Here is a 16,740-nt window from a genome sequence, read left to right on the forward strand (position 1 = left end):
GTATTAGTCTCAGGCTGGAGCGGAAGCGGCTGGTTCTGGCGTTGCTACTGGCGGCGGGGCCGTGACATCGGCTGACGCACGGGTCAGCAACCCGATAACGCGACCGAGTGTTTCGCGCATCTCCTTACGGTTCACCACCATATCGAGCATCCCGTGGTCCAGCAGATATTCTGACCGCTGGAAGCCTTCTGGCAGCTTCTCGCGCACTGTATCCTGAATAACACGCGGGCCTGCAAAACCGATAAGAGCGTTAGGCTCCCCAATCTGCACATCACCCAACATAGCGAAAGACGCCGTAACGCCGCCTGTTGTCGGGTTAGTCAGCACCACAATATAGGGCAGACCTGCTTCCTTGAGCATCTGCACGGCAATGGTTGTACGGGGCATCTGCATCAGGCTGATAGCGCCTTCCTGCATACGCGCACCGCCGGAGGCCGTAAAAATGACAAGTGGAGATTTCTGTAGAACAGCCAGACGGGCCGCTGCCACAAACCGCTCCCCAAAGGCCGCGCCCATGGTGCCTGCCATGAACTCAAACGCCATAACAGCCACAACGGCGGAATGACCGCCAATGGTGCCATGCGCCACAATCAAAGATTCATCGACATGGCTTTTGGACCGCGCATCTTTCAGGCGGTCTGTATATTTTTTCTGATCCCGAAAGCCCAACGGGTCAACCGGAGCAGACGGCAGTTCAATACGGGTAAAGTCCCCATTATCAAACGTCCAGCTCAAACGGTCTGCTACCAGTGCCTTCATGTGATGGCCGCAATGGGGGCACACATTCTGGTTTTTGTGCAGTTCCTTGGTCAGCACCATCTGATTGCAGGACTCGCAGTTGGTCCACAGATTATCCGGCACTTCACGGCGTAACAGTCCGCGAATTTTAGGACGGACATATTCGGTGATCCAGCTCATCGTAACCCTTGTCACTGCGCGATAAAAAGAAGGGGCTGCACGCCCATGTTGGCCTGTGCATTACGCTGCTTATACCCTTCTGCCAAGCATTATGCACCATACTCAGGCGAGTGCACTGCCGGGCAAAAGGGCAAAAGCGTTAGGCAGACAAGCGCTTAAAGTGCGCCTTCAACCCATGCTTTAAGCTGGCTTTTTGGCAGCGCACCCACTTTGGTTTCAACCACTTTGCCATCCCGCACCAGCATCAGGGTGGGGATGCTGCGCACGCCATACGTGGTGGGTGTGTTGGGGTTTTCGTCAATGTTCACTTTGGCGACAGTAACCTTGCCAGCAAATTCTTTGCCAATTTCTTCCAGAGCCGGGCCGATCATTTTGCAGGGGCCGCACCATTCTGCCCAGAAATCAACCAGCACAAGGCCGGAAGCCTTCAGAACATCGGCATCAAAGCTGGCATCGCTTACAGCGCGTGTATGGTCACTCATTGTTTCTTCTCCTGTATTGGAATGGGGCAAACAGCCCCACCACTCTACCCGTTATGCCTGTTTTGGGGCGATGCAGCCTGCGGCCTCACCCCAAACGTATGTCCTTACACTTAGAGTGGTCTGGCACCGGGTCAAGATGGCGGATGTGTGGGGGCATGGGCATCCAGCACTGCATCGGGCAGAACATCGGCCCGCGGGCCCTCCGTCCAGACCAGCACACACACAACGGGCCGGTCAGGATACAACCCCTGCAACAGAGCACGATAAGCGGCCATCTGCCGCAAATACAGGACAGGCGTTCCCGCACTTGTGCGGGGCATGTGCCGTCCACTCTTGAAGTCACAGACCAGCACACGGTCTGGCAGCACCCGCATACGGTCCACCTGCCCTACAATGACCTGACCGGCGGCAATACCGGCCAGCTTCTGCTCCGGCCGGGCCTCTGGAGCAAAAAGCGGCGCCAGATCGGGCAATGCCAACACCCCTAGCACCTGCTTGGCAAGGTGAGCTGCATCCTCCGCTGGCAGGCCGCTGGCAGGCCGTGCCAGCCACTCTTGCGCCAGATGCGGCCAGTGGGCAGCTGGTTGTGCCGGGAGATATTGCAACAAGGCATGAACCAGATTACCGCGCCGGAACGCAGCCTCCCGCGCGGCCGCAGGTGTAATACTGGCAACATCAAGCGGAGAACGCACAGGCGGAAGCGGCCCGAGCATGGCATCATCTGGTCGACTGGGGGCCAGAGGCAGCGCAAGAGGAGGTTCCACAGGCAACGGTGTGGGGCGCCAGTCCGGAGCCTGCCCCATCCAGTCTGGCAAGGCAGGCGGTTCAGAGTGAACGCTCTCTACCGCGCCAGCGCTATGAGCGGCCGGTGCTTGAGACGGTAAAGGCAGTTCTTCCAGAACCAGCGCCTCACCACTCCAGTCCCCCTCCTGCCAAGCCTGAGCCTGTGCTCCTGCGGCTTCAAACCCCTGACGGCAGCGCTCATACCAGCTTTCAGGCGGAATATGGCGGCCCGGCATCCAACCACACACAATCAGCCGCTCGGCTGCGCGGGTTAGAGCAACGTAGAGTAGGCGGTTATATTCCTCGACCGCGCTAGCCTGCGTTTGGGCACGCAGGGTGTGGGTAAGGCCTGTAGCCAGAGCGCCGCGCGGCACATAGAGCGGCACATCCAAGCCGGTATGCTTGTCTTTGGTCCAGAAAAGGCGATCTTCGTACCGTGGTTTACTGACTGTGTCTGGCAGAATCACCAGTCTGGCCTGTAACCCTTTTGCGCCGTGTGCGGTCATGACTCTTACGGAGTCACCCCCAGCTTCGGCTTCACGTTTTACACTTTCTTCCGAATTACGGAGCCAATGCACAAACCCCTGCAAAGAAGGTGGGTGCTGCTCCTGATACCGCAGAGCAGCAGAGAGCAATTCATCTATCGATTCGGCCGCTTCTGGCCCAAGCCGTGCCAGTAAGCGGGCACGGCCTCCGGCACGCCCCAACGCCTCTGACAACAGTTCGTGCGGGGTCAGATAATCCACACGGTGGAACAGACTATCCAGCAAGGCCCAAGCCTTTTGCCAGTCAGGGCGCTCCTTATGCCGCTCCCGCAAGGCCGACCATAAGGGTGCTGCCGGGTTACGGCCCGTTGCCAGAACCATCAGGCTGTCATCTGACATCCCACCCAGAGGCGAGGTCAGCACGCACGCCAAAGTCAGATCATCCTGCGGGAGTAGCAGTGCTGAACACAACGCCATAAGGTCCTGCACAGCCAACTGGTCAGCCAGACCAGTCCGTACCAAAGTTGCCACCGGCACATTCTGGGTTTTCAGGGCACGGATCAGGGCCGTCACAAAAGGAGACCGGCGCGGCACCAGAATGAGCACATCACCGGGTGTAAGCGCCTTCTGGCCGGGTTGGGGTGGCGTTGCCAGTTCCCGCGCAATGTGGCGGGCCAGTGTATCGGCCAATTTTTGCCGGGGGTTTTGCCGCGTTGCATTGGCAACCGCTGGCGCCCATGGACTTGCCGGGTCCTCTTCTTCCACACCCGAGTCGGCTAACGGCCATAACTCAACGCGCCCCCCCTGCCCGGGGCGAGCAGACTGATGCTGCATGGCACGCCCATTTTCCTCCGCCACGCCTTGCGCTGCGTCCGAAAGAGAGAACACGGCGTCCACCAAACGCAGAACAGGCGTTGTGGACCGGAACGAGACAGTCAGTTCCGGCTCACGCCAGCGCAACCCCGCAGCCAGTGCCCTGTTCTGGAATACACGCCGCCAAGTCCGAAACGATTGCGGATCTGCCCCCTGAAACCCGTATATCGACTGCTTGTAATCCCCCACGGCAAAGACCGTTCGGGGGCTTTCTTCCAGTGTGCGGGTGCCTTCCCCGGCAAAAAATTCTTCCGTCAAATCACCAGCAATGCTCCATTGCTCGGCGGAGGTATCCTGCACTTCGTCCAGCAACAGATGGTCTATCCCGCCATCCAGCTTGTACATGACCCAAGCCGCGCCCGGCTCCCGCAAAAGACCTAAGGTACGACGAATAAGATCATCATACTCCACAAGCCCTCGCTGGGTTTTGCGGCTCGCATACAAGGCAGCAACAGGGGCTGCATTTTGCAACAGGGCCACGCCAAGACGCGCCAGCCCGCGAGCGCGCAGGACTTCCTCAACGCCTAGAATACGCTCGGCTTCCTGCACCAGATACTCAGCTTGTGTCGCGTATTTGGTGCTCAGCTTGGTTGTAATAAGCCCTCGGCTGCGTGGCTTGCCATCTTTGGTCAACAGGCCGTTACGCCATACTGCCCAATTCTCAGCCCGCTGCGCGGGCGGCAAGGCAAGCCAGTCCAGCAACAGCACCACGTTCCGTTTGACCGTGTCTGTCCCTTCATCAGCCAATATGCCCAGAAAGGTGCGCAACGCGGCCTCCCCGGCAAAATCCGTGCAGGCTGCCTGTTTTTGCTCAAGGTCAGACCCTTTGAGCGTGCTGGCAGACAGACCAAGCACCCGGCTGACGATGACTGGTATGTCCTGCGGCTGCTTGAGCGCCCAGTCCAGAATACGCTCTGCCTGTGGTTTGTGGCGTAACGTGCCAGCAAGAGAGACAAAATCTCCCAGCCCTATCTGCCCCGCCAATGGGGCCAGCGCCGAGGCATTCCGCTCACCCAGCACTGTCTCCACGCAGCCTAGCAGGGCAAGGGAGGCATCCGTTTCTTCCATGACCGTAAAATGCGGGTTCATGGCTGCCTCAAGCGGAAAACGCCGCAAAAGGGACTGGCAGAAGGCATGGATAGTGCCAATCCGCATGCCACCCGGCAGATCCAGCACATCGGCAAACAGAGCACGCGCGCGGCGACGTGTTTCCGCCGTGCAGGGCACAAACAAAGACTGTAGCTCACGGTCCAGTTGGGGGTCTGACAACGTGACCCATTCCCCAAGCCGTTTTTGCAGCCTAATGGCCATTTCCGCAGCCGCAGCCTTGGTGAAGGTTAGGCACAAGATGCGGGCCGGGTGGCTACCGGGCGTAATTTCCCCATTTTCAAGACGCCGGGGCAACATAAGGCGGAGCAGGCGGTCAATAAGAAGTTTGGTTTTTCCGCTTCCGGCCGATGCTGACACGAAGACGGATGCTGTGGGATCAGACGCAAGCCCCTGCTGGGTGTTGGCCTGTGCAATGGCATCGGAAGAAGACTGAACAGAGGTCATGCCTCATCCTCCGAGCGGGCGCTGTTCCATTCCGGCACACGGGCCAGACGGGCATAATCTGCAAACCGGGGCTCCTGCCCCGGATGAGGGTGGGATAGATACGGTTGTTCCGGGTTATCATAAGCGGCAACGCGCTCCCGCAGGTTAGCCCATGTCTGTTCAGCAAGGTCTGTCAGGGATACGCCTTTTTCCGCTGTAATAGTCACTTCTTCTCCCGGTTCAGCACCCCCTGTCAGACGCCAGTAAACCAGCCCAGCAATATCCGGCGCGGCACCTGTCTGGGGCAGGGGAAGGCCGGAAAAACCACCACGCACCACCATAGCGGCCTCCAACGGCAATTGTGGGCTCCAGCCATGCAGCACATCACGCGTGGACGGTAGCGTGCCGGTTTTGTAGTCCCGCACGATCAGGCGACCTTCTGCATCAAAATCTATGCGGTCAGCACGGCCTACAAGGCTAAAGGGTTTGTACGGTGCATCAGGAATATCCACCCTGCCCCGCAGTTCTGTTTTAATGGCATGGGGTGCCCCATTCTGCTCACGCTGTGCCTCCTCGGCCTGCACCACCCATGTTGCAATCCGCATCAAGCGTGGCTCCCACCACGCCCGCAAGGCAGGCCGGAGCGTATGCTCCTGCAACACGTCCCGGAAGAGCGCCTGCAATTCCATTTCCGCCTGTGCTGGCCACGTGGTCCCGTACTTTGCAAACCACCGTTCAAGCGCTGCATGCACGATCATGCCGTAATCAGAGGCATCTGCCGCTTCTTCAAGTTCCGGCAGGGGTAACAGGCGCAGAACATGGCGCGCATAAATAGCGTACGGGTCCCGCATCCATGTTTCTATTTCCGTCACACTCAGCCTGCGCGGGCGGAGTTCAACCGGCGGAGTCGGGCGTGGCGGAGAGGCCGCCTGTGCCGGACCTTGTGGCCTGTCCAAACCATGCAACCATGCGGTCGCAGGATGATGCGGTATTTTGGCACCCCGCCCCGCCAGAAAAGCATCCAGCCGGGACAACCAGCGGGCAGGCACAACAGGAGCGCCTTCCCGCCTGCGGGGGCAGGACAAAACAACCTCCGCCGCTGCTGTGGCGCTCGCAAAAAAATCATGTGCGGCCTGACCAATCGCCTGCTCGGGTGACGGTAGCCCTACCTCCTGCCGCATGGGACGGCTCATCCAAGGGCCTGCATCAGCGACAGGGGGCCATACCCCCTCCGCCAGCCCGCCGAGAATAACTGTATCCGCCGTCTGAAGCCGTGCTTCAAACAAACCCCAGATCAGAACACGTGGGTGCAGGGCGGCGGGGTCTCCTCCCCGGCGGCTGGCAACGCGTTCTTCCGCCAGAACGGCACTTAACAACCCATCCAGAACAGCGGGAGGTTGTGGGGGCAGGATATCGGTTGCCAGCATCAACTCTGTCAGTTTACCCGCCAGCAGGTTGCCTTCCTCCCCGCGCCACAAGCGCTGGGGCGCGTCCTCCGTGTCGGTCGCAACAAGGCGCTCAACCGTCTGAATAAGGGTAGCCAGCAAGTCTGGCACGGGCGCATGAAAACCCGGCTGACCCGCTGTAACATGCACAGGCAGAGAAAGAGCATCCGGGTGGGCAGTCTCATCCGGCCACGCCAGAACTGGTGCCAGACACACGGCAAGCCGGTCCATAAAGGCAAGGAGCGGCTCCGGCCCAAAAGGGCGGTCCGCTTCAGCGCCCGCCTCAACCTGCTGAGCTTTTTTCTCATGCCGGGCCTGCTCAGCCAGTGCATGCTCCACAGCCCTACGCAATGCTGCAAAACCCGGTGACGGTGCTGGGCCACGCAGGACCACACGCTCAAGCAAACGGGCTGAGGCACGGCAAACCCCGGCCGAAAGCCCGCAGGCTACAAGAGGGTGTTTGAGAACGGACAGTAGAGCAACCGGCGCATAACGGCTCTCCACCAACTGGGCGACAAGCCGCAACAGCACCCCGCCGGGTGTGCCAATCAGGGACGCTCCACCACTGTCATCCGCCAGCACGCCCCAACGCACAAGTTCCGTCACAACACGAGCGGCAAGACCGCGGTCTGGTGTAATCAGCGCCGCACGCTTTCCGGGCTGCACAATCACGTCCCGCATGATCATGGCTATTGCCACAGCTTCTTCCTGCTGATCTGCCGTGTCCAGCCGGGAGACATGAGGCAGGGTAACTGGACCATCCTGCGCCCAGTCTTCCAACGCAGAAGCAGGCAGCAAAGCGCGCTGCAAGGCGTGTGTTCGCTCAGGAAAACCGCCCTGCCCCTCCCACAGGCTGACATCTGCCCGCGTGGCTCCCAAGGCGGCCAAAAGACAACTCAACCCTGCTTGAGGGTGGCTATCTGACAGTGTGGTAAAGACGTCCTCCGGCATGGCCATATCCAGCCCTGGCACCACCACCAGCCCTGCGGGGCAGGCCATAACTGCCCGCAGAGCCTCAGCTGTGGCAGGCATGATATTGGTAAAACCCGCCGCCCAGAGAGGCGTGGCATCCCCTTGTTCAGCCTGATTGCGCCATAACGCCGCCTGCGCCCGCAGCAGCGCCACCTGCCGTGCAACAGGGTTCATAACCCCCTGCTCCTGCAACCATTTCGGCCAAGATTTTGTAACAATTTCCAAAAACTGAAGAATGATCTGCCAATGTTCGGCAAAACCTTCCTGCACGGCATTGGGTAGCCGCTCAGCCAGATCGACCTCCGCCCACTCGGCCTCATCCATCAATTCAGTCAAAGCCTTGGCCAGTGGCCATGCCTGATCCAGCGTTGGCCGCGTACCAAACGCTTTATCTGCCTGCAGAACCAAGCGGGTTAGGACAGCAAGGCGCGTCATGCCCGGCACGGCGGGCGGAAGGGAAAGGCCGTGACCGCCCCCAACGCCAGAAGCAAAACCAAGTTCAGCCTCATCCAACGCACTGATAGGCAGAATACGCGGCAGAAGCATGGGTTTTCCCTGCATGTGCCGCAGGAAGGCCTCTGTCAGCCCCCGCGCGGCACGACGCCCCGGGAGAATAAGTGTGCCCTCCCCCATAACATGGGGGTCCCATTGCGCTGCATTCAGCCAACGCAATGCCAGTTGATCAAGAAAGGGAAGATGTGCCGGGATGGTTGCGAGTTTTACCGCGCCAGCCCCCCACGATGTGCCTGCGTGTTGTGCCACAGACATGACCTTACAGTTCTTCCGACAGAACATGAGGAGTGAGCCGGTCAGACCAGCCGGACACCACACCATGGCGCGTACCGTCTGGCAGAACAGAGAGTGTCAGGTGAAGTGCTGCATTGGGTGTGAGGTCTTCCAGCCGTTCTGGCCACTCCACCAGCACAATACCGTCTCGGGCCTCATCCCACCCCAGCTCTTCCAGTTCATCGGGGCCACTGAGCCGCCACAGATCAAAATGGGACAAGCTACCCATAGGCGCTGCATAGGTTTGGACCAGCGTGTAGGTGGGGCTCGGCACTTCCAACGCGTCATCCTGACAGACGGCCCGCAGGAAAGCTCTTGCAAACACACTTTTTCCTGCCCCCAACGGACCGGACAACAAAATACAGTCACCAGGTTGCGCAAGACGCGCAATAATTCTGGCCAGATTTTGGGTTGCGTGTTCAGTGTCCAGCTTTACTGCGCTGCTCATGCCGTCTCTTTCCGCACCATCTATAACAGACCCAATAACTTAGGCTCGCGCATACAGGAACATAAGAGCAAAGTAACGGCTCAACGGCCCTGCACCCACTTTTCCACGCAGCCATCATGCCGTCTCAGTTGTTTTCCTTGGCCTCAACACAGAACGAATTTTGGTTATAAATATTTCTTTTTGATTGCTTTATTTTTATTTTTTGAAAATGTTTAAGTAACCAATTTCACATCGAGTTTTTGTTTTCCAAACATATATGCCTTCACCATTGCTCTGTCTCCGTTTTCTGTTCTGATTTCATCACATTGTTTTATAATTAATTTTTTTGTTTCCTTTTTGTTTTCTCTTTATTTTTTTATGAAAATTAAACACACTTTGATTCGATCACATTTTCGTTACATTCTATAAAAACATCTAAAGGTATATTATAGCGTTAATGTCACAACTAATAGGTGTGACATGCACTCTCTGTGGGGGAGATGAAACCACTATGCGTATTCTTTTTGCAGAAGATAATCAGGCTTTGGCCACAAAGGTCGTGCCTTTTTTAAACCGGGCCGGGCTGGTCACAGACATCGCAACGTCGGGGCAGGATGCTCTCGATATGCTGCGCAGTTATAGTTACGGCCTTGCGATTATCGAGCTCATCATGCCGGATATGGACGGGTATGATATTATCAGCGCTCTGCGGACCATGAAAATTCAGACGCCGGTCATTGTTTTGTCCGCCATCGACAAACCGCATTCCAAAATCAAGGCCTTCTCAAGCGGTGCCGATGATTATCTGACCAAGCCATTTGACGTTGATGAACTTGTAGCCCGCATACAAGCTATTCTGCGGCGATCCGGCGGATATTCGAGCCCGGTTACGCAAATTGGCAATCTGACTATGGATCTGAATACACATACGGTAACCGTCAACGCCCAGCCGGTTCACCTGACAGGTAAAGAATTCTCGATTCTGGAACTGCTGATCCTGAGGAAGGACATTGCCTTGACCAAGGAAATGTTCCTCAACCACCTCTATGGTGGCAGAGACGAACCAGATGTAAAAATTATTGATGTTTTTATCTGCAAATTACGCAAAAAATTGCAAGAAGCTGGCGCAGGGAACCTGATCTCTACCATTTGGGGGCGTGGCTATATCCTCAACGACCCTAAAAACCGCAAAAATCCAATCCCTACACCTGCCAACAAACCTTTGGTTGCCCCACAAAGTTTTGAACCCAACCTCCGTCATCAGGTGGCAGGATGAACCTGGTCCGCCTATGTCAAAGAGTGCGCATGCCAAAGGGGGCCAGCCCCTTTGCCTAACTCTGGTGCGTACAGAATGGCATTTCGTACATACGTTCTGGCGTGATCAACAGCTTGGTGTAACTGTAGGCCTTGTGCCAAATACGTTGCTAATGCACTGGCCAGCGTACACCCCGTGCCATGCGTATGGCGGGTCTGAACACGCTGACTGAAAAACTCGGTCAATCCTGTTTCATCCGCCACTATATCAACAAGGTCATCTCCCTCCATGTGGCCCCCTTTGAGCAGGATTGCTGCCCCGGTTTCCTGATGAAGTAGACGTGCCGCGGTACGCATGGCAGCAAGAGTTGTTATGCACTGCCCCGTCAGGCGCTCCGCTTCAGGTAGATTGGGGGTAATGACTGTTGCTTGAGCAAACAGCTTTTTTTGTACAACACCCACGACATCGTCCGCCAGCAAAGCGGCCCCGCCTTTTGCGACCATAACGGGATCAACGACCACAGGTATAGTGGGGTGTTGACGCCGATAGAGGGCGATTTCCTCCGCCACCACCTGCACTTCTGCTGCTCCCCCCACCATGCCGGTCTTGAAGGCATCAGTCCCGATATCATCAAGCACAGATCGTATCTGCTGCCGGACAAAATCTGCGGGCACAGGAAAAATACCCTGTACCCCTAGAGTGTTCTGAGCAGTCAGCGCTGTTATCGCTGTCATGGCGTAGCCCTTGAGGGCTGTTATGGCTTTGATATCTGCCTGAATGCCAGCACCACCGCCCGAATCGCTACCCGCTATCGAGAAAACACGAACTGGCATCACGCCTGCTCGCTTACGGCCTGAATAACCTTGCACATATCTGCCACGGTTTCCTGCACTAACGCCGCGTCTTCTGCTTCCACCATCACCCGCACCAGCGGCTCTGTCCCGCTCTTGCGCAGGACCAGACGCCCGCGGCCTTGCAGGGTTTTTTCCACTTCTGCGCGTTTGCTGATGACACAGTCCGCTGTCAGGGGGTCACGCCCGGAGAACCGCACATTCTGCAATTTCTGTGGGAAGGGTGTGAACAAACGGCACACCTGACTGGCCGGACGCCCGTCTTCAACTAAAACAGCCAGAATTTGCAAAGCTGCCGTTAGTCCGTCACCAGTCGTGCCAAAGTCTGTCAGCACCATGTGGCCGGATTGCTCGCCACCAATGTTAATATTTTTCGCACGCATACATTCTACAACGTAGCGGTCTCCTACCGCAGTACGCTCCAGACCAACATTCAAGCCATCAAGAAACCGCTCCAGCCCCATGTTGGACATGACTGTGGCAACAATTGCATTCCCTGCAAGCCGCCCCTCACGCGCCCAGGACTGAGCAATAAGAGCCAGAATCTGGTCACCATCAATCAGGTGACCGGTCTCATCTGCTATCAGAACGCGGTCTGCATCTCCGTCCAGCGCAATACCCAAATGTGCACCATGCGCAACCACGGCAGCACACAATGCTTCCGGATGGGTGGAGCCACACTGCTCATTAATATTTACGCCATCAGGTGTGCAACCAATGCGAATAACCTCTGCCCCCAGTTCCCACAACGCCGTAGGGGCAACCCGGTAAGCTGAACCATTGGCGCAATCTATGACAATTTTCATGCCATCAAGGCGTAACTTACGTGGGAAAGTTGACTTTGCACCTTCTATATAGCGCCCGGCCGCATCGTTCAGGCGGGAGGCTCGGCCAATTTTTTCAGGCGTAGCCAACCGTCCCGTAAGGTCAGCCTCCATCAGATCTTCAATTTCTGATTCGTCCTGATCAGACAGCTTGAACCCATCCGGACCAAACAGCTTGATGCCGTTATCTCCAAACGGGTTGTGAGAGGCTGAAATCATCACCCCCAGATCCGCCCGCAGGGAGCGGGTCAACATGGCTATGGCTGGGGTGGGCAACGGCCCGACCAAGGTAACATCCATACCTGCAGACAAAAAGCCCGCTACCATCGCGCTTTCAATCATGTAACCTGACAGGCGCGTATCTTTACCCAGCAGAACACTATGCCGGTGCTCACCGCGTGTAAAACGCAGGCCCGCCGCCTGGCCTAAACGCTGTGCGACTTCGACCGTCATGGGTGCAATATTCGCGGTCCCGCGAATACCGTCTGTGCCAAATAACCGTTTCGTGCACCCCATGGGCCTGCTCTCCTTGCTTTTATCGTTTTTGGCACACATCAACAAAAGCCTGAAACCATAGCTTTTTTATGTGCGGCTCTCCCTCTTGTGGTTTGCGCCCACAAAGCGCTCTACCATAGGGGAAAGAGGTTAAATTTGTCCTGCGCCGTGTACGGCCTGCCAGACTTTCACCGCCTGAACCATACCGTCCACAGCATGAACCCGTAAAAGTGACGCCCCCAGCGCTAAGCCTGCCAGAGAAGCAGCCTGAGTACCGGGGTCTCGCTTAAGAGGGTTATCCGCGCCGGTTATGGCACCAATCATGCGTTTGCGCGATACACCCACCACAACGCGACAGCCCAGATTGGCCAAGAGTGGCAACCGCGCCAGTAGACGCACATTTTGCTCTGCTGTTTTGGCAAACCCAAAACCGGGGTCAATCATCAGACGATGCGGGCTTATACCGCCCTCACAGGCAGCGTGCACACGCTCGCCCAGCTCACGCACCACGTCATATCCTATGTCCTGATACTGTGTATGCTGCGCCATAGTTTCAGGCGTGCCCCGCATGTGCATAAGCACCACGCCGCAGTCCTGCTCTGCTAATAACGGCAATGCCTCAGGGTCATGCATCAGGGCTGAAACGTCATTAATAACATTCGCACCCGCTTTCAGGGCCTGTGCCATGACAAAGCTGTTTCGCGTATCAATAGACAATACGGTGTCAGGGAGATGAGCACGCACCTGCTCAAGCACACCCCCTATCCGCTCCCACTCCTGCCGAGGTGTGACAGACAGAGCGCCGGGGCGCGTGCTTTCCCCACCAAGGTCCAGCACACCAGCCCCTTGCTGTACCTGCCTTATGCCTGCGGCCAAGGCATGTTCAGCCTGACTATGATGGCCACCATCACTAAAGCTGTCTGGAGTCAGGTTAAGAATACCCATAACCTGTGGGCCATCCGGCAAGGTGCCGGATACTGGCGGCTGTGTGACACGCTTTACAACAGGCAGCCAACCGGCAGGTATGGACGCAACGGGCATAAACCCGCTGCGCTGTGTCCCCTCTATCAGGTCAACCTGAGTAAATGCGGCAGGTCCGCCTGCCAAAGGCAGAGCATTACCTGCCCTCAATGCGTCCTCCGCTGCAAGGCCGTAAAGAAGGCCGGCGGGTTCTGCCAGACGTATGAAGTCCATAATTTTAGCCTACAACACAAAAGAAGGCGGCATTGCTGCCGCCTTCCCGTTACGCTCGTTCTCTATGCCAGCCTTAAACAGGCTGGGGTGCCGGGGTTCCGCCTTCATCGCCTGATTCCGGCTTGGTAATTTCCGGACCAGACACCTGCGGTACAGAAGACCGGCGGTTTACCGGGGCTGTATCGTCAATCTCAACCCGTTCAATCGGCTGACCCCGCATAATCTGACGAATTTCTTCCCCTGTCAGGGTTTCGTATTCCAGCAGAGCCTCGGCCAGACGGTGCAATTCATCAACATGATCATGCAGATAAGTGCGAGCCTGATCGTAAGCTTCATCAATCAGACGTTTAATTTCTGAATCAATTTCCATGGAGGTGTGCTCGGAGAAGTTTTTGGCAGCTCCCCCAAACATGCCCATGCCGCCCTGATCATCGTTGGCATAAGCAATCATGCCAACCTTTTCACTCATACCCCACTCAGTCACCATGCTGCGGGCCACACGGGTTGCCATCTGAATGTCGCCCATTGCGCCGTTGCAAACATTGTCCTTGCCGTAAACAACCTCTTCCGCAACGCGGCCACCCATGGCCACAACCAGATGCGCAATACAGTTCTTTTTGCTCATGGACAGGCGGTCTCCTTCAGGGAGCCGCATGACCATCCCCAGAGCACGGCCACGAGGAATAATGGTAGCTTTATGAATGGGCTCACTTTCCGGCACCAGAACAGCCGTCACCGCATGACCGGCTTCATGATATGCTGTGCGCTTCTTTTCCTCATCACTCATGACGAGGGAGCGGCGCTCGGCACCCATCAACACCTTGTCTTTTGCATCTTCAAACTCACGCATGGCAACAGTGCGCTTGCCAAGGCGGGCCGCAGCCAGGGCTGCTTCGTTCACCAAGTTGGCAAGATCAGCACCAGAGAAACCAGGCGTGCCACGAGCAATGATACGTGGGTCAACGTCTGACGCCAGCGGCACCTTGCGCATATGAACACGCAGGATTTTTTCACGGCCAGCCACATCCGGGTTCGGAACCACGACCTGACGGTCAAAGCGGCCGGGGCGCAACAGAGCCGGGTCCAGAACATCCGGGCGGTTTGTCGCAGCAATCAGGATAACACCTTCATTACTTTCGAAACCATCCATCTCAACCAGCATCTGGTTAAGAGTCTGCTCGCGCTCATCGTTACCGCCGCCCATACCGGCACCACGATGGCGACCTACGGCGTCAATTTCGTCAATAAAGATAATGCATGGCGCAGACTTCTTACCCTGCTCAAACATATCTCGCACACGGGACGCACCAACACCCACGAACATTTCCACAAAGTCAGAGCCGGAAATGGTGAAGAATGGCACGTTGGCCTCACCCGCAATGGCCCGGGCCAACAAAGTTTTACCGGTACCAGGCGGGCCACACAGCAGTACGCCTTTCGGAATTTTACCACCAAGACGTGTGAACTTCTGAGGGTCTTTCAGGAAGTCCACAATCTCCTGCAACTCGCTCTTGGCTTCATCAATACCCGCCACGTCTTCAAACGTAACGCGACCATGCTTTTCGGTCAGCATTTTAGCACGGGATTTCCCGAACCCCATGGCACCACGGCCGCCACCACCCTGCATCTGGCGCATGACGAACAGCCATGCCCCGATCATGATAATCACCGGCAGGGCATTCAGGAAGTAACGCAGTAGCGGGCTTCCTTCACGGTCCACCGGTTTGGCGATAACCTCCACACCTTTTTCCACCATGTGGGGAACCAGCGTGGGATCGTGCGGTGCATAGCTCTCAAACGCAGTGCCGTCTTTCAGAGTGCCGGAGATCGTCTGCTCCTGCATGACAACGGACCGCACACGGCCTGTATCCACATCCGTGACAAAGTCAGAGTAAGCGAGCTGCTGAGCCGCATGTTGTGTGCTCCCCGGCTGGAAGATGTTCACCAGCAAAAGCAGCAGCGCGATGATGCTGACCCAGAGAGCCAAATTGCGGCCTAAATTATTCATCTTGGCTGTGTTTCCATAACTTATCGTGCGAGAGCGCCAGAGAGCTCCAATCTGAACGGCAGATGCCGGAAAATGCAACCTCTGCTTTTATAAATGGTGCGCCAGTCGGGTATTCCTAGGCCACCGGGGGTTTTTCTGACAGATTGTCCCCCGCGTCACGCATTTTTGTCAAATGCGCCCAGCTTCTGCCCCATACAGGCTACCGCCACATAACGGCGTAGGGGGACGAAAGGTTATGGTAATCTGCTTCAAGTGCTGCATATCCCATAATCCGAGGTGCGGCACCGCCACACGTTTCCCATTGTACCACAATGCAGGCAATGTAGCGCAGAACCGGGCAGGCCAGCCGCGGCGCGCTGCCCTTGGCACACCAAGACCCGCTGCGCCAAGACTAAGTCCCTCGACCTGAACTGTGGAGGGAACGGACACCACAAAACGCCGGTCCCACACAACCCCATCCGCAACAGAAACAAAGCTTTCCTGTGCAGCAGCCTCACGCAGCAAAAACCAGTGCTGCTGGTAACGGGTCAACTGCACACCTGCCAGTGTTCTTTCCATCTCTGACCGGCATAGCGCCCTCACCCGGTCTGATGACGGCAAATACCCCTGCCCGCCAACAGCCCGTAGGAGGTCCCTTACCTGTTCAGAGGCTGTGGTCAGGTCTGCTCCCAGACAGGCCCACCCAAATTCCGTCAGGGTTTGGCCTTGGTCCAGCAGATGTTGGGCATAGTCCTGCTCCTGCTGCATTCGGGCAATTCCTGCGCGGGCTCCCGTGAGCCATGCATCCAACTGCGCTGTGGGCTCCAGCCGGAAGGCCTGCCGTACCCGCACCCGTTCGGAACTTCGGTCTTCATTGGATGGGTCATCTACCCATTCCACCCTGTTCTGGAGCAGCGTGTTCCGTAAGGCCACGCGTGAAACCCCAAGCAGTGGCCGCACCAGCCGTACATCTGGCAACGCTGTCACCCATGCCATGCCAGCCAAACCTCTGGCTCCACTTTTAGCCCGCTGGCGCATAGCAACCGTTTCGGCCTGATCATCCGCCTGATGACCCAGCAAGAGATCAACACACCCGTGGTCACGGCACATCTGTACCAACGCAGCGTAACGTGCCGTTCTGGCACGCTCCGCAATACCGGGACCTTTTTTGAGATGGGAGAGCGTAACCCGTTGACTGGGAATACCCAGTGCACGCAGGCGCTCCTGAGTGAGCGTAGCTTCCGCCGCAGACTCAGGCCTCAAACCGTGGTCCACAATAAAAGCCAGAAGGTTTTTCCGCCAGTATGTGGCCAGCCATGCAAGGCAAAGGCTGTCGCCCCCACCAGAGACCGCTATCCCTACCGGACAGTCAGGAGAATCTGGCACCCACGGCCCAAGAGACGCCATGACTGCCTGAAATTGCTCTGGAG

Annotated in this window: 11 protein-coding genes; 1 reads left to right on the top strand and 10 read right to left on the bottom strand. The window is 57.0% G+C overall.

What is annotated here, in order from left to right; translation table 11 throughout:
- Positions 1–9: 9 nt before the first annotated feature.
- The 5 genes from accD to tsaE form a co-directional block, all read right to left on the bottom strand.
- A complete protein-coding gene (gene accD / locus ACTIDN_RS03980) occupies positions 10–918 on the bottom strand; it encodes an acetyl-CoA carboxylase, carboxyltransferase subunit beta (RefSeq protein WP_441376058.1) in 909 nt (302 codons plus the stop codon).
- Positions 919–1,073: 155 nt separating this feature from the next.
- On the bottom strand, positions 1,074–1,400 hold the full coding sequence (trxA, locus tag ACTIDN_RS03985; RefSeq protein ID WP_048838914.1) for a thioredoxin TrxA: 327 nt from the start codon (positions 1,398–1,400) through the stop codon (positions 1,074–1,076).
- A gap of 131 nt (positions 1,401–1,531) precedes the next feature.
- On the bottom strand, positions 1,532–5,095 hold the full coding sequence (addA, locus tag ACTIDN_RS03990) for a double-strand break repair helicase AddA (protein WP_441376059.1): 3,564 nt from the start codon (positions 5,093–5,095) through the stop codon (positions 1,532–1,534).
- Positions 5,092–8,259: a double-strand break repair protein AddB gene (gene addB, locus ACTIDN_RS03995; protein ID WP_441376060.1), complete on the bottom strand. Its 3,168-nt coding sequence runs from the start codon at positions 8,257–8,259 to the stop codon at positions 5,092–5,094. Before addB ends, addA begins: the two co-directional genes overlap by 4 nt.
- 4 nt (positions 8,260–8,263) lie before the next feature.
- Positions 8,264–8,725 carry a tRNA (adenosine(37)-N6)-threonylcarbamoyltransferase complex ATPase subunit type 1 TsaE gene (tsaE, locus tag ACTIDN_RS04000; protein ID WP_441376061.1) on the bottom strand — a complete coding sequence of 154 codons (462 nt, stop codon included), beginning with the start codon at positions 8,723–8,725 and terminating at the stop codon, positions 8,264–8,266.
- Between the two features lie 490 nt (positions 8,726–9,215).
- Between tsaE and ACTIDN_RS04005 the strand changes: the two genes are divergently transcribed.
- Positions 9,216–9,980 carry a response regulator transcription factor gene (locus tag ACTIDN_RS04005; RefSeq protein WP_441376062.1) on the top strand — a complete coding sequence of 255 codons (765 nt, stop codon included), beginning with the start codon at positions 9,216–9,218 and terminating at the stop codon, positions 9,978–9,980.
- Positions 9,981–9,991: 11 nt separating this feature from the next.
- Here ACTIDN_RS04005 and thiD read toward each other — a convergent pair whose 3' ends face one another.
- From thiD to tilS, 5 genes are all read right to left on the bottom strand, one after another.
- Positions 9,992–10,792, bottom strand: a complete 801-nt coding sequence (gene thiD / locus ACTIDN_RS04010; protein ID WP_441376063.1) for a bifunctional hydroxymethylpyrimidine kinase/phosphomethylpyrimidine kinase — start codon at positions 10,790–10,792, stop codon at positions 9,992–9,994.
- On the bottom strand, positions 10,792–12,150 hold the full coding sequence (gene glmM, locus ACTIDN_RS04015) for a phosphoglucosamine mutase (RefSeq protein WP_415508911.1): 1,359 nt from the start codon (positions 12,148–12,150) through the stop codon (positions 10,792–10,794). The genes thiD and glmM overlap by 1 nt, the downstream gene beginning before the upstream one ends.
- 129 nt (positions 12,151–12,279) lie before the next feature.
- Positions 12,280–13,323 (bottom strand): dihydropteroate synthase, encoded by a 1,044-nt coding sequence (gene folP, locus ACTIDN_RS04020; RefSeq protein ID WP_441376064.1) that lies wholly within the window; start codon positions 13,321–13,323, stop codon positions 12,280–12,282.
- A 73-nt stretch (positions 13,324–13,396) separates the two neighbouring features.
- Positions 13,397–15,331, bottom strand: coding sequence for an ATP-dependent zinc metalloprotease FtsH (ftsH, locus tag ACTIDN_RS04025; RefSeq protein ID WP_441376065.1), 1,935 nt, complete (start codon positions 15,329–15,331; stop codon positions 13,397–13,399).
- A 168-nt stretch (positions 15,332–15,499) separates the two neighbouring features.
- Positions 15,500–16,717 carry a tRNA lysidine(34) synthetase TilS gene (gene tilS / locus ACTIDN_RS04030; RefSeq protein ID WP_441376066.1) on the bottom strand — a complete coding sequence of 406 codons (1,218 nt, stop codon included), beginning with the start codon at positions 16,715–16,717 and terminating at the stop codon, positions 15,500–15,502.
- Positions 16,718–16,740 lie beyond the last annotated feature (23 nt).

It is taken from the genome of Acetobacter sp. (assembly GCF_052102375.1).
In the GTDB taxonomy this organism is placed as follows: Bacteria; Pseudomonadota; Alphaproteobacteria; order Acetobacterales; family Acetobacteraceae; genus Acetobacter.

What these genes read in the sequence shown, in the direction of transcription:
- folP (WP_441376064.1), bottom strand. Translation starts at nt 13,323, where the DNA reads ATGGACTTCATACGTCTGGCAGAACCCGCCGGCCTTCTTTACGGCCTT.
- ftsH (WP_441376065.1), bottom strand. Translation starts at nt 15,331, where the DNA reads ATGAATAATTTAGGCCGCAATTTGGCTCTCTGGGTCAGCATCATCGCG.
- trxA (WP_048838914.1), bottom strand. Translation starts at nt 1,400, where the DNA reads ATGAGTGACCATACACGCGCTGTAAGCGATGCCAGCTTTGATGCCGAT.
- addB (WP_441376060.1), bottom strand. Translation starts at nt 8,259, where the DNA reads ATGTCTGTGGCACAACACGCAGGCACATCGTGGGGGGCTGGCGCGGTA.
- accD (WP_441376058.1), bottom strand. Translation starts at nt 918, where the DNA reads ATGAGCTGGATCACCGAATATGTCCGTCCTAAAATTCGCGGACTGTTA.
- ACTIDN_RS04005 (WP_441376062.1), top strand. Translation starts at nt 9,216, where the DNA reads ATGCGTATTCTTTTTGCAGAAGATAATCAGGCTTTGGCCACAAAGGTC.
- tsaE (WP_441376061.1), bottom strand. Translation starts at nt 8,725, where the DNA reads ATGAGCAGCGCAGTAAAGCTGGACACTGAACACGCAACCCAAAATCTG.
- addA (WP_441376059.1), bottom strand. Translation starts at nt 5,095, where the DNA reads ATGACCTCTGTTCAGTCTTCTTCCGATGCCATTGCACAGGCCAACACC.
- thiD (WP_441376063.1), bottom strand. Translation starts at nt 10,792, where the DNA reads ATGCCAGTTCGTGTTTTCTCGATAGCGGGTAGCGATTCGGGCGGTGGT.
- glmM (WP_415508911.1), bottom strand. Translation starts at nt 12,150, where the DNA reads ATGGGGTGCACGAAACGGTTATTTGGCACAGACGGTATTCGCGGGACC.
- tilS (WP_441376066.1), bottom strand. Translation starts at nt 16,717, where the DNA reads ATGGCGTCTCTTGGGCCGTGGGTGCCAGATTCTCCTGACTGTCCGGTA.